This window comes from Streptomyces sp. Ru72, from assembly GCF_002920635.1.
In the GTDB taxonomy this organism is placed as follows: domain Bacteria; phylum Actinomycetota; class Actinomycetes; order Streptomycetales; family Streptomycetaceae; genus Streptomyces.
This window is the reverse complement of the sequence record NZ_PQSR01000157.1, coordinates 1-12,884: the sequence shown is the minus strand read 5'-3', so window position 1 is coordinate 12,884 and position 12,884 is coordinate 1. Positions and strand designations below refer to the sequence as shown.

At 73.0% G+C, this 12,884-nt stretch carries 9 protein-coding genes and 1 pseudogene; 5 read left to right on the top strand and 5 right to left on the bottom strand.

Annotated features, from left to right (window positions below; genetic code table 11):
* Window positions 1-79, top strand: a pseudogene (locus tag C3488_RS37295) (DNA starvation/stationary phase protection protein); the annotation flags it as partial.
* A 593-nt stretch (window positions 80-672) separates the two neighbouring features.
* On the opposite strand, the gene C3488_RS37285 reads toward C3488_RS37295, so the two are convergent.
* From C3488_RS37285 to C3488_RS37270, 4 genes are all read right to left on the bottom strand, one after another.
* Window positions 673-1,434 (bottom strand): SDR family NAD(P)-dependent oxidoreductase, encoded by a 762-nt coding sequence (locus C3488_RS37285; RefSeq protein WP_103845293.1) that lies wholly within the window; start codon window positions 1,432-1,434, stop codon window positions 673-675.
* Window positions 1,435-1,467: 33 nt separating this feature from the next.
* Window positions 1,468-2,310 carry an Fpg/Nei family DNA glycosylase gene (locus C3488_RS37280; RefSeq protein ID WP_103845292.1) on the bottom strand — a complete coding sequence of 281 codons (843 nt, stop codon included), beginning with the start codon at window positions 2,308-2,310 and terminating at the stop codon, window positions 1,468-1,470.
* A gap of 24 nt (window positions 2,311-2,334) precedes the next feature.
* Window positions 2,335-7,278 (bottom strand): ATP-dependent helicase, encoded by a 4,944-nt coding sequence (locus tag C3488_RS37275; RefSeq protein WP_103845291.1) that lies wholly within the window; start codon window positions 7,276-7,278, stop codon window positions 2,335-2,337.
* A 235-nt stretch (window positions 7,279-7,513) separates the two neighbouring features.
* A complete protein-coding gene (locus C3488_RS37270; RefSeq protein WP_103845290.1) occupies window positions 7,514-8,458 on the bottom strand; it encodes a hypothetical protein in 945 nt (314 codons plus the stop codon).
* 80 nt (window positions 8,459-8,538) lie between these two features.
* On the opposite strand from C3488_RS37270, the gene C3488_RS37265 reads away from it, so the two are divergent.
* Both C3488_RS37265 and C3488_RS37260 read left to right on the top strand, forming a co-directional pair.
* Window positions 8,539-8,733, top strand: coding sequence for a DUF3046 domain-containing protein (locus C3488_RS37265; protein WP_103845289.1), 195 nt, complete (start codon window positions 8,539-8,541; stop codon window positions 8,731-8,733).
* Between the two features lie 59 nt (window positions 8,734-8,792).
* Window positions 8,793-10,007: an AI-2E family transporter gene (locus tag C3488_RS37260; RefSeq protein WP_103845288.1), complete on the top strand. Its 1,215-nt coding sequence runs from the start codon at window positions 8,793-8,795 to the stop codon at window positions 10,005-10,007.
* Between the two features lie 10 nt (window positions 10,008-10,017).
* Here C3488_RS37260 and C3488_RS37255 read toward each other — a convergent pair whose 3' ends face one another.
* Entirely contained in the window at window positions 10,018-10,752 is a 735-nt protein-coding gene (locus C3488_RS37255) for a hypothetical protein (protein WP_103845294.1), read from the bottom strand.
* Window positions 10,753-11,152: 400 nt separating this feature from the next.
* On the opposite strand from C3488_RS37255, the gene recA reads away from it, so the two are divergent.
* Together recA and C3488_RS37245 are read left to right on the top strand one after the other, a co-directional pair.
* The gene (recA, locus tag C3488_RS37250; RefSeq protein ID WP_103845287.1) at window positions 11,153-12,283 is read left to right on the top strand and encodes a recombinase RecA; all 1,131 of its coding nucleotides are present in this window, start codon (window positions 11,153-11,155) and stop codon (window positions 12,281-12,283) included.
* A gap of 3 nt (window positions 12,284-12,286) precedes the next feature.
* Window positions 12,287-12,884, top strand: a 598-nt coding sequence (locus C3488_RS37245; protein WP_103845286.1) for a regulatory protein RecX, incomplete at its 3' end; no start/stop codon positions are given.

Here is a 12,884-nt window from a genome sequence, read left to right as displayed (position 1 = left end):
GGTGAGCCAGGACATCTTCATCAACGTCACGGCGGAGCTGGAGAAGCACCACTGGATGTTCCAGGCGGAGAACGCGTGAGCGCACAGCGACCCGGGGCGGCCCGACCGGGGTGTGCGCGGGGTGCGCCGCGTGCGCCAGATGCCCGGGGCATGCGCTGGGTCCGGTGCGCCTGTGTGCCGCTGGTGCGCCCTCCCTGGCGGTGACGGCTCCGTCTAGGGTCTGGTTCCTCGGGTTGGAGGTGACGGCCATGGCGGGGCGCGCGGCGCGCTGGGGGGTTGCGCTGGCGCTGGGTGCGCTGTGGTGGTGGGGGGTGCTCCGACTCGTGCTGGCACCCGACGCAGGGGTGCTGGAAGGTGCGGTCGCCATCGGGGGATGGGGACTGAGTCTGCTGCCGGTGCACTGTGTGCCGAAGGCCAGGGCCGTGGGGGCGGCCGGGTCGGATCAGTGGGCTCGGGCCTGGCGGCGGTGGCAGGCCGTGAGGGGGCGCGGGAGGGGCGCGCAACCAGGGTGAGGGGGCGGGGACGCCGGGGGAGTGTGCGGGGCCGGTAGGACGGCGTCCGGGGGTGTTCAGGGGACTCCTGGGGGCGCGCCCGTGACCGGCCCGGCCGCGCCCGCCCCCCGGCCCTGTCGGTGTGGCCGCCCACCTGTCGCTGCGGCCGGGGCTGTAGCTGTCACCAGGGCATCGCCACGCCGCCGTTCGGACGGAGGATCTGCCCCGTGACGAAGGACGAGGCGTCGCAGGCCAGGTACAGCACCGCGTGCGCGACATCCTGCGGTTCGCCGGTCCGGCCCAGCGGTGACTGCCGCGCCATGAACGCCTCCGTGCGCTCCTGTGCCTGACCGTGCCGGTCGGTCATCGGCGTACGGGTCCAGCCCGGCGCCACGGCGTTCGCCCGTATGCCGTGCGGCGCGACCTCGGTCGCCAGGGTCTTCGTCAGCTGCACCACGGCCGCCTTCGCCGCGCCGTAGCAGAGCAGCCCCGGGCCACCGGTGTCGACGGCGCTCGACGCCATCGTGACGATGCTGCCGCGCGTCCCGTCCTCGATCATCCGGAGCGCCGCCTCCTGGCACGCGTACGGGACCCCCTTGAAGTCGACGGCCAGTACCCGGTCCAGGTCCTCGTCCCGCGTCTGGAGGACCGGGCTGCTGTGCATGATCCCGGCGACGGCCGCCATCGCGTCGAGGCGGTCGCAGGACGCGACCGCCCGCTTGAGCCGGGCCCGGTCGGTCACGTCGAGGTGGTGGGTGTGTGCCGTGCCGCCCCGGTCCTCGATCAGGGCCGCCGTCTCGTGCAGTCCCGGCGCGTCGCGGTCGGCGCAGTGCACGGTCGCGCCGGCCTCGGCGAGCAGCACGGCCGAGGCCCGGCCGATGCCGCTCGCGGCGCCGGTGACGAAGACGGTGCGTTCGCTGAGGTCGTACGCCGTGACGGGCATGACAGCGACGCTACGAGCGTATCTGACGGCTCGTCAATTACCTGGGCGTGGGCGGCTGTGACGGTGGTCCGCCACGCCGGGTGCGGGAGCCGGGCCCCACTGGCAGGCCGGGCACCAGTACGTGGGCCGCTCCCGGGAGCCGTCGCCCTGCTCCGCCACCTGGACCGGGTTGCCGCAGCGCAGGCAGGGGCGGGGCGCGCGACCGTAGACGAACAGGTTCTGTTCGCGCCGTCCGGTGGTGTTGCGGGCCGGGCGGTCGCGGTTCGCCTCCAGCAGCTTCTTGGCGAGGGTGGGCAGGTGGGCGGCGTGCTCGGCCGGGAGCTCGCCGACAGGCAGCCACGGGGTCACCCGGAGCAGGAAGCACAGCTCGCTCTTGTAGACATTGCCGATGCCGGCGAGGTTGCGCTGGTCGAGCAGGGCCTCGCCGAGGGGGCGGGCGGGGTCGCGCAGCAGGTTCTCCAGCGCCGTGCCGGGGTCCCAGTCGGGGCCGAGGAGGTCCGGGCCGAGGTGCCCCACGGCGCGGTGCTCGTCGGCGGTGCGCAGCAGTTCCAGGACGGGCAGGCGGTAGCCGACCGCCGTGCGGTCGACGGTGCCGAGGATCGCCCGGATCTGGTGGGCGGGACCGCCGCTCCAACGCTGCCCCGCCGCGAACACCTTCCACGCCCCGTCCATCATCAGGTGGGAGTGCAGCGTGAGCCCGCCCTCGATACGGGTCAGCAGATGCTTGCCGCGCGGGGTGACGTCGAGGACGGTACGGCCGGTGAGATCAGCCGTCGCGTACCTGGGCACCCGCAGGTCGCAACGCGTCAGCACCTTCCCCGCGAGCGCGCCGTGCAGACGCTTCGCGGCCTGGTGGACGGTGTCACCTTCGGGCATGGGTCAAGAGTGGCACGTCGAGGCTCAGGCACGGATCCGCAGTCCCCGCGGGGTCGCTATGAAGCCCGCTCCTTCCAGGAGGACGCCGAAGGGGGACGACAGGGCCGAGGCTCCGTTGATCCGCTCCACCGTCACGGTGCCGAGGGAACCCGCCCTGGCGGCCGTCCCCAGGGCCTCGGCGGCCATGCGCAGGCGCTCGTCCTCGGTCGGCCCGGCCTCCGGGGCGGAGGGCCAGGCCAGCACCGTCTTCCCGCCCCGCTCGACGTAGAGGGTCAGCTCGCCGTCGACCAGGACCACCAGCGAACCCGCCTTGCGCCCCGGCTTGTGCCCCGCACCCGTGGGCGGCTCGGGCCACGGGAGCGCCGCGCCGTACGCGTTCGCGGGGTCGGCGGCGGCCAGGACCACGGCCCGGGCCGGTACGGAGGTGCGGGTGCGGTTCGGCGGGAGGTTCCCTCGTCCGTGCTGCCCGAAGGGGGAGCGGGTGGCAGGAACCCCGGAGGAGAAGCCGGATCCCGAGCGGGGGCCTCCGAAGCCCGGGGCGGACAGCTGGTCCTGGGCGGCCGGGCCCATGTCGAAGGCGTCGGCGAAGTCGATGTCGAACGGGTCTTCGGGATCGTCGCTGCCCGGGCTGCCCGGGACTGCGCCCGAGGCGAACGGGTCTGTGGAGGCTCCGGCGAAACCGTCCCCCGCGCCGGGTCCCGCTCCGGCGCCCGGCAGCGGTTCGCCCCGCTCGCGGGCGTTCGCCACCGCGCGCAGCCGGTCCACCGCGCCGTCCATCGCGAACTGTGCCGCGCCCAGCCCCTCGACGACGTAACCGCGCCGTGCCTGACCGCTCTCCTCGAAGGCGGACAGGACCCGGTACACGGCCGAGAAGCCGCCCTCCACCCCCTCTGCGGCCACCGCCCCCCGGGTCACCACGCCGTGCCGGTCGAGCAGCGTCCGGGCCAGGGCGTGGGCGCGGACGGTGGGGTCGGCCTCGTGTGCGGGCAGCAGGGACCAACGGCCCGCGACGGTCGGCGGACCCGTACGTGACTGGGGCCGGGCGGCGGCCGTCAGTGAGCCGTAGCGCCCGCGCGGGACGGCGCGCTTGGCGCGGTGGGCCGTGGCCCCCGCGGTGCGGCCCGAGCCGAGCAAGGACCGCATGGGCGCCAGCGTGTCGTTCGTGAGCCGCCCGGACCACGCCAGGTCCCAGATCACGTCGGCCAGTTGCGGCTCGGTGACGTCCGGGTGCGTGGTGGCGCGGACCTGGTCGGCGATCTGCCGGAAGAACAGTCCGTAGCCGCCCGAGAGGGCGTCCAGGATCGCCTGGTGCAGGGCGGTCAGCTCCAGGGGGTGCGGGGCGGGCAGCAGCAGAGGGGCGGCGTCCGCCAGGTAGAGGGAGATCCAGCCGTCCTTGCCGGGCAGCGCGCCCGCGCCCGCCCACACCACCTCGCCGGCGGCCGTCAGTTCGTCCAGCATCGCGGAGGAGTAGTTCGCGACGCGGGACGGCAGGACGAGCTTCTCGAGGGCGGACGCGGGCACGGACGCGCCCTGCAACTGCTCGACGGCACGCACCAGTCCGTCCACGCCCCGCAGCCCGTGCCCGCTGCCGACGTGCTGCCACTGCGGCAGGAACTGCGCCAGGGCCGGCGTCGACACCGGCTCGAGCTCGTGCCGCAGCGCCGCCAGCGAACGGCGCCGCAACCTGCGCAGTACCGCCGCGTCGCACCACTCCTGGCCGATGCCCGCCGGATGGAACTCGCCCTGGACGATCCGCCCGGACGCCGCCAGCCGTTGCAGCGCGCCCTCCGTGACCGCGACCCCGAGTCCGAACCGCGTGGCCGCCGTCGCCGATGTGAAGGGACCGTGGGTGCGCGCGTACCGGGCGAGGAGGTCGCCGAGAGGGTCCTTGACCGGCTCGGTGAACGCCTCCGGGACGCCGACGGGCAGCGCCGTGCCGAGAGCGTCGCGGAGCCGGCCCGCGTCCTCGACCGCCGCCCAGTGGTCGGCGCCCGCGATCCGGACCTTGATCGCGCGCCGGGCCGCCGCCAGCTCACGGGCCCACTGGGGGTCGGCCCCCCGCGCCACCAGGTCGGCGTCGGTGAGCGGTCCCAGCACCCGCAGCACGTCCGCGACCCCCTCGACGTCCTTGACGCGCCGGTCCTCGGTGAGCCACTGCAGCTCCCGCTCCAGCTCGGTCAGGACCTCGGCGTCGAGCAGCTCCCGCAGCTCCGCCTGGCCCAGCAGCTCCGCCAGCAGCCGGGAGTCCAGCGACAGCGCCGCGGCGCGCCGCTCGGCGAGCGGAGAGTCCCCCTCGTAGAGGAACTGCGCGACATACCCGAACAGCAGCGAGCGGGCGAACGGCGACGGCTCGGGGGTGGTCACCTCCACGAGCCGCACCTTGCGGGACTCGAGGTCGCCCATCAGCTCGATCAGGCCCGGGACGTCGAAGACGTCCTGCAGGCATTCGCGCACCGCCTCCAGGACGATCGGGAACGAACCGAACTCGCTCGCCACCTGCAGCAGTTGCGCCGCGCGCTGGCGCTGCTGCCACAGGGGGGTGCGCCGCCCCGGGTTGCGGCGCGGCAGCAGCAGTGCCCGGGCCGCGCACTCGCGGAACCGGGACGCGAACAGCGCCGAGCCGCCGACCTGGTCGGTGACGATCTGGTCGACCTCGCCCTTGTCGAAGGCGACGTCGGCCGCGCCGACGGGTGCCTGCTCGGCGTCGTATTCCGAGCCGGCTTTCATCGGTTCCTGGTCCAGCAGGTCCAGGCCCATCAGGTCGGCGTCCGGCAGGCGCAGCACGATGCCGTCGTCGGCGTGCATGACCTGGGCGTCCATACCGTAGCGCTCGGACAGGCGGGCACCGAGCGCGAGCGCCCACGGGGCGTGCACCTGGGCCCCGAAGGGGGAGTGCACCACGACCCGCCAGTCGCCCAGTTCGTCACGGAACCGCTCCACGACGATCGTGCGGTCGTCGGGGACGTGGCCGCAGGCCTCGCGCTGTTCGTCCAGGTACGACAGCACGTTGTCCGCGGCCCAGGCATCCAGGCCCGCCGCCAGCAGCCTCAGGCGTGCGTCGTCCTTGGGCATCGAGCCCACCTCGCGCAGGAACGCGCCCACCGCGCGACCCAGTTCCAGCGGGCGGCCCAGCTGGTCGCCCTTCCAGAACGGCAGCCGGCCGGGGACACCGGGCGCGGGGGACACCAGAACGCGGTCGCGGGTGATGTCCTCGATGCGCCAGGAGCTGGTGCCGAGGGTGAACACGTCCCCGATCCGGGACTCGTAGACCATCTCCTCGTCCAGCTCGCCGACCCGGCCGCCGCCCTTCTTGGGATCGGCACCGGCGAGGAACACCCCGAACAGCCCGCGGTCCGGAATGGTGCCCCCGGAGGTGACGGCGAGCCTCTGGGCGCCGGGGCGGCCGCTGATGGTGCCCGCGACCCGGTCCCACACCACGCGCGGCCGCAGCTCCGCGAAGGCGTCGGAGGGGTAGCGGCCCGCGAGCATGTCCAGCACCGCCGTGAACGCCGACTCCGGCAGCGAGGCGAACGGTGCCGCCCGGCGCACCACCGCGAGGAGGTCCTCGAACTGCCAGGTGTCGAGCGCCGTCATCGCGACGAGTTGCTGCGCGAGCACGTCCAGCGGGTTCGCCGGGACCTTCAGCGACTCGATCGCGCCCGTGCGCATCCGTTCGGTGACCACGGCGGCCTGTACGAGGTCGCCGCGGTACTTGGGGAAGACCACCCCGGTGGAGACCGCGCCGACCTGGTGTCCCGCCCGTCCCACCCGCTGCAGCCCGGACGCCACGGACGGGGGTGACTCGACCTGGACGACGAGGTCCACCGCGCCCATGTCGATGCCCAGCTCGAGGCTGGAGGTGGCGACCACCGCCGGCAGCCGGCCCGCCTTCAGGTCCTCTTCGACGACAGCGCGCTGCTCCTTGGACACCGACCCGTGGTGGGCGCGCGCGAGGACCGGGGGTGCTCCCTGTGCCGCGCCGGAGCCCCCCATCAGCTGGGCGGGCGCGTGATGCTCCTCCAGCGTCTCGCCCGTCGCCCTCTCGTAGGCGATCTCGTTCAGCCGGTTGCACAGTCGCTCCGCGAGGCGGCGGGAGTTGGCGAACACGATCGTGGAGCGGTGCGCCTGGACCAGGTCGGCGATGCGCTCCTCGACGTGCGGCCAGATGGACGGGCGCTCCGCGCCCTCGGTGCCGTCGGAGACCGGGGAGCCGCCCAGCTCGCCGAGGTCCTCGACGGGTACGACGACCGAGAGGTCGAACTCCTTGCCTGACTCGGGCTGGACGATCTCCACCTTGCGGCGCGGGGAGAGGAAGCGGGCCACCTCGTCCACCGGGCGCACGGTGGCGGACAGGCCGATGCGGCGCGCGGGCTTCGGCAGCAGCTCGTCGAGCCGCTCCAGGGAGAGCGCCAGGTGCGCGCCCCGCTTGGTGCCCGCGACCGCGTGCACCTCGTCGAGGATGACCGTCTCCACGCCCGTCAGCGCGTCCCGCGTGGACGACGTCAGCATCAGGAACAGCGACTCCGGAGTGGTGATCAGGATGTCCGGCGGACGCGTGGCCAGGGCGCGGCGCTCGGCGGCCGGGGTGTCACCGGAGCGGATGCCCACCTTCACCTCCGGCTCGGGCAGGCCGAGCCGGACCGACTCCTGGCGGATGCCGGTGAGCGGACTGCGCAGGTTCCGCTCCACGTCGACCGCGAGAGCCTTCAACGGGGACACGTACAGCACACGGCAGCGCTTCGTGGGGTCGGCGGGCGGCGGGGTGGACGCCATCCGGTCCAGCGCGGCGAGGAAGGCGGCCAGCGTCTTGCCGGAACCGGTCGGGGCGACCACGAGCACGTCCGAGCCCGCGGCGATGGCACGCCACGCCCCGGCCTGGGCCGCGGTGGGCGCGGAGAACGCCCCCGTGAACCAGGCGCGGGTCGCGGGTGAGAAGCCGTCGAGGGCTCGGTGTGCGGAGCTGACCATGCGTCCATCCTGCACCCGCCCACTGACAATGCCCGTGACCTGCGAGGACGTACGACACGGCGACCCGCCCGGGGATGGTCGGCCACCGTGGGCAGGGCCGACCGGCCCGGCACGGAAGGGGCCGTGGCAGGTTCGGGGCCGATCACGGCAGGATGCCGGCGATGACGGGCGCGACGGTCGGCGCTCGGCCCGTCCGCGTGCCCCCGGGCGGCACCGCGCGGGGGCCGCCCCCGACTCAGCCGATGGGCCGTCCGTACGCCTTGAGGGTGAGCAGCGCGTCGATGGTCACCAGGGGGCGGGCCTCCAGGACGGTGCCCGGAGCCCACTGGCGCCACCGGACCGGCCAGCCTCCGTCCTCCTGCTGCTCGGCTGCGAGGAAGTCCAGGGCGCGCGCCATCTCCTCGTCGGTGAACCACGCGCGCGCGAGGGAGTCCGGGGTACGCGCGAAGTCGTACGGGAAGTGGTGCTCGCCCGGTGCGTACCCGGAGGCGACCGGATACGCCTCCGGACGGTCAGGGTCCAGCACCGCGAGCCGCTGTTCGCGCACCAGGCGGCCCAGCCGCTCGGCCGCGGCCTTCGCGCGCGGGCGGTCGGGCGCGAAGTCCAGGAACGCCACGGCCGCCTCGACCTCGTACGGATGCGACTTGTCCAGGGACTCGACCGCCTGCCAGCAGAAGTCGGTGGCCCGGAACATCCACGCGTGCCACACCTCGTTGCGGTGCAGCAGGCCCACCACCGGGCCCGTGGCGAGCAGATCGCTCGGCGGGTTGTCGATGACGGGCACGAAGGGCGCGGCCGGATAGCCGCGCTGCACGGGATGCACCGCCGGAAGGGCGCCGTCCGCTGTGGACACGGCGGTCAGATAGCGGCACACGCGTTCCACCCGCTGACCGCCGCAACGGCCGATCGAGTCCAGCACTCGCAGGGCGTGGGCGGTGTGCAGGGGCTGGCTGACCGGGCCGCGCAGATCGGGCTCGAGGGCGTGACCGTACCCCTCGTCCTCGTTGCGGTAGGCGGCCAGCGCGGTCTCCACGGGATCGGCGCCGCCGCCCAGGAAGTGGTACGCGAAACGGCGCTGCTCCAGCACGCGCGCGGTGAGCCACACGAAGTGCTCGGCGCGGGAGAGCGGGGTGCGCGCCGAGGGCGCGGGAAGGAGTGGGGATGCTCCGGTTTCGGCCATGGATCAGACCGTAGGACGGAAAGCGTTCTCGGCAAGCCGTCCCGGCCCGGCCCCACTCTCAGGGGCGGGATACTGGTGTCATGCGGTTGACGGTCTTCTGGCAGCGGATGGCGGATCACTTCGGTGAGTCCTACGCCGACACCTTCGCGCGCGACCACGTGATGTCGGAACTCGGCGGGCGCACCGTGCACCAGGCGCTGCAAGCCGGCTGGGAGGCCAAGGACGTGTGGCACGCCGTGTGCACGGCCATGGACGTTCCGCGGGAGAAGCGCTGAAGAAGCGCGGAGATCCACAGGGGTCCCCGGATGCCGTCGGCGTGGGCGAGACTTGCTCCGTGGCCCCGACAGACGAGACCGCGCAGGTCCCCCACCAGGCACCACCGCTCGGCACGACACCGCCCCAGCCGCCCCCGTCGGGCGGCGGCGCCGCACCGGGCGCCCGCATGCCGCGCTGGCTGCCGCGCGCCATGGTGCTCGCCCTCGCGCTCGTCGCCGTCTTCCAACTGGGCAGCTGGGCGTTCCACCAGCTCATCGGCCTGCTGATCAACATCCTGATCGCGTTCTTCCTGGCGCTCGCCATCGAGCCCGCGGTCAGCTGGATGGCCGCCCACCGCATGCGCCGGGGGCTGGCCACCTTCCTCGTGTTCCTCGCCCTGGCGATCGCCGTCGCCGGGTTCGTCACGCTGCTCGGCTCGATGCTCGCCGGCCAGATCATCAAGATGGTCGAAGGCTTCCCGGGCTACCTCGACTCGGTGATCAACTGGATCAACACCACGTTCCACACCCATCTCAGACGCGTGGACGTGCAGGACAGCCTGGTCCACTCCGACTGGCTCAGAAAGTACGTCCAGAACAGCGCCACCGGTGTCCTGGACGTCTCCGCCCAGGTCCTGGGCGGCCTCTTCCAGCTGCTGACGATCGGCCTGTTCTCGTTCTACTTCGCCGCCGACGGGCCCAGGCTGCGCCGTGCGCTGTGCTCGGTGCTGCCGCCCGCCCGGCAGGCCGAGGTGCTGCGCGCCTGGGAGATCGCCGTGGACAAGACGGGCGGCTACCTCTACTCGCGCGGCCTGATGGCATTGATCTCCGGCATCGCGCACTATGTCCTGCTGCAGGCGCTGAGCATCCCGTACGCGCCCGTGCTGGCCGTCTGGGTCGGCCTGGTCTCCCAGTTCATCCCCACCATCGGCACCTATCTCGCCGGTGCCCTGCCGATGCTGATCGCCTTCACCGTGGCCCCCTGGTACGCCCTGTGGGTGCTGATCTTCGTCGTGGTCTACCAGCAGTTCGAGAACTACATGCTGCAGCCCAAGCTGACCGCGCGGTCCGTGGACATCCACCCCGCGGTCGCCTTCGGGTCCGTCGTAGCGGGCACCGCCCTCCTCGGCGCGGTGGGCGCGCTGATCGCCATCCCGGCGGTCGCCACGCTGCAGGCCTTCCTGGGGGCGTACGTGAAGCGGTACGACGTCACCGACGACCCCCGCGTCCACGGGCACCGCACGCGAGGCTCGGGCAGTCTCACGACACGCGTACGGCGGCTGTTCGAGCGCTGAGGGCGCCCGCTCACCAGGAGAGAGCCGCCCAGACGCCCGCGCCGAGCACGGCGGCCGCGTAGCCGCCGACCGCGGCGTACATGACCCGCTGCCTGGTGGCCTCGCGCCAGGACGTGCGGGACAGCAGCCAGGCCAGCGCGGGCAGCACCAGCACGGCGTGCAGGCTGACCCCGTGCAGCGGCTTGAGCGGCGCCGTGGAGTGGTACGCCGCCTGCTGGTGCCCGGTGCGGGACAGTACGGTCCCGCGCGCGATCATCGCGGCGCCCGAGAGCAGCGCCACGATCAGGATCGCGAACCCGGAGCGCAGCGCGAGCCCCATGCCCAGAGGGCCTCCCGGCCTGCGCCGGAACGCGGCGGCGGCGAACGTCGAGAGCACGACGACGAGGACGGCGCCGCCCAGCGCGAGCGTCATCGCCACCGCCGTGTCGAAGGGCGTCTCGGTGTTGAGGTGCGAGGGCACGCGTCGCCACGCCTGGAGGGTGATCCCGGCGACCTCCACGACGCAGTCGGCGGCGAACACGGCGAGCAGCACCGTGCGCAGTCGCGCCCCGACGCGGAGGTACGACGTCACCCAGGTGACCGCGATCAGCGTGAGCCCGAAGGACAGCCCGAACGTGAAGGGCTTGCGCCAGGAGACGGGCCCGTCCCAGGGACCGCCGTCGACGAGGAACACCACCAGGTGCACCAGACCGGAAACGACCAGGAAGGCACCGGTCGCATGGCAAAGACGCTCCACCGGGCGCATGCCGGATCGCCGTTCCGGCGGGAGTGACGGCAACGCCTCGGTGGTGGACGTCTCCGGCAGCCTGTCGATTTCCATGAGCCAAGGCTCCCGGGAGCGGCCTCGGCCCGTCGTCCTCCGGCCGAAGACACCCGCCCTACTCCGGGGGGAGCAGCCCGGCACCGGGCCGCTGTTCCCTGCGCGACGGTGGGTTCGCAAGTGCCGGCCGGTGCGCTTGACACAAAAATCGAACATCCATTCTTATGGAGGCTCCGGCGGGGCTCACGGCGGGGATTTCGACACGGTTTTGGCGGAGAAGTGCCCGAGTTATCCACAGCCGGACGGGCGTCGGGGCGCATTGTCAGTGGCAGGCGTTAGCGTCTTTGACGTGAAGCGATCGACTCAAGCAAACCGGGTGGAACCCATGGCAGGTACCGACCGCGAGAAGGCACTCGACGCCGCCCTCGCACAGATTGAACGGCAATTCGGCAAGGGCGCGGTCATGCGCATGGGCGAGCGCTCCAAGGAGCCCATCGAGGTCATCCCGACCGGGTCGACCGCGCTCGACGTGGCCCTCGGCGTCGGCGGCCTGCCGCGCGGCCGCGTCGTCGAGATCTACGGTCCGGAGTCGTCGGGTAAGACGACCCTGACCCTGCACGCGGTGGCGAACGCCCAGAAGGCCGGTGGCCAGGTCGCCTTCGTGGACGCCGAGCACGCCCTCGACCCCGAGTACGCGCGCAAGCTCGGCGTCGACATCGACAACCTGATCCTCTCCCAGCCGGACAACGGCGAACAGGCCCTGGAGATCGTGGACATGCTGGTCCGCTCCGGCGCCCTCGACCTCATCGTCATCGACTCCGTCGCGGCGCTCGTCCCGCGCGCGGAGATCGAGGGCGAGATGGGCGACAGCCACGTCGGTCTGCAGGCCCGCCTGATGAGCCAGGCCCTGCGGAAGATCACCAGCGCGCTCAACCAGTCCAAGACCACCGCCATCTTCATCAACCAGCTCCGCGAGAAGATCGGCGTGATGTTCGGCTCCCCGGAGACCACGACCGGTGGCCGGGCGCTGAAGTTCTACGCCTCGGTGCGCATCGACATCCGCCGCATCGAGACCCTGAAGGACGGCACGGAGGCGGTCGGCAACCGCACCCGCTGCAAGGTCGTCAAGAACAAGGTCGCGCCGCCCTTCAAGCAGGCCGAGTTCGACATCCTCTACGGCCAGGGCATCAGCCGCGAGGGCGGGCTGATCGACATGGGCGTGGAGCACGGCTTCGTCCGCAAGGCCGGCGCCTGGTACACGTACGAGGGCGACCAGCTCGGCCAGGGCAAGGAGAACGCGCGCAACTTCCTGAAGGACAACCCCGACCTGGCCAACGAGATCGAGAAGAAGATCAAGGAGAAGCTGGGCGTCGGCGTCCGGCCGGAGGAGCCCACCGCCGAACCGGGCACGGACGCGCCGAGTGCCGCCGCTCCCGCGGCCGACGACACCGCGAAGACGGTGCCGGCACCGGCGGCCAAGGCGGCCAAGGCCAAGGCCCCGGCGGCCAAGAGCTAGCCCATGACACGACGAACCGACTGGGCCGAGTACGCCCACCCCGTGGCCCCGCAGCGGCGGGGGAGCGGGCGCAACACGGGGTTCGTCGGGGGTGATGGCGGGGCGTACGACGACGTGCGGGGCGACGAGGACGCGCACGGCGAGGACGCGCACGGCGAGGACGCGCACGGCGAGGACGCTCCACGCGGCGAGGGCCGCGTGCGCGGTGGACGCGGGCGAGGGCGGCGGCGCGGTGGCGGACAACCGGCCGAGGCCCCACAGGACGGAGGCTCTTCCTTCTCGTCGAGGGCCGGGACGGGGGAGCACCCGGGGGACCCGGTTGAGCAGGCGCGGGCGATCTGCCTGCGTCTGCTCACCGGAACTCCACGCACGCGCAAGCAGCTCGCGGACGCCCTGAGCAAGCGGGAGATCCCCGAGGACGTCGCGGACGAGGTGTTGTCGCGGTTCGAGGAGGTCGGCCTGATCGACGACAGCGCCTTCGCGGACGCCTGGGTGGAATCCCGGCACCACGGCAGGGGACTGGCCCGCCGGGCGCTCGCCCAGGAACTGCGGACCAAGGGCGTGGACTCCGCGCTGATCGACGCGGCGGTGGGACAGCTGG

Coding starts and splice junctions, on each gene's coding strand:
- C3488_RS37280 (WP_103845292.1), bottom strand. CDS start 2,310: ATGCCCGAAGGTGACACCGTCCACCAGGCCGCGAAGCGTCTGCACGGC.
- C3488_RS37270 (WP_103845290.1), bottom strand. CDS start 8,458: ATGGCCGAAACCGGAGCATCCCCACTCCTTCCCGCGCCCTCGGCGCGC.
- C3488_RS37255 (WP_103845294.1), bottom strand. CDS start 10,752: ATGCGCCCGGTGGAGCGTCTTTGCCATGCGACCGGTGCCTTCCTGGTC.
- C3488_RS37265 (WP_103845289.1), top strand. CDS start 8,539: ATGCGGTTGACGGTCTTCTGGCAGCGGATGGCGGATCACTTCGGTGAG.
- C3488_RS37275 (WP_103845291.1), bottom strand. CDS start 7,278: ATGGTCAGCTCCGCACACCGAGCCCTCGACGGCTTCTCACCCGCGACC.
- C3488_RS37285 (WP_103845293.1), bottom strand. CDS start 1,434: ATGCCCGTCACGGCGTACGACCTCAGCGAACGCACCGTCTTCGTCACC.
- recA (WP_103845287.1), top strand. CDS start 11,153: ATGGCAGGTACCGACCGCGAGAAGGCACTCGACGCCGCCCTCGCACAG.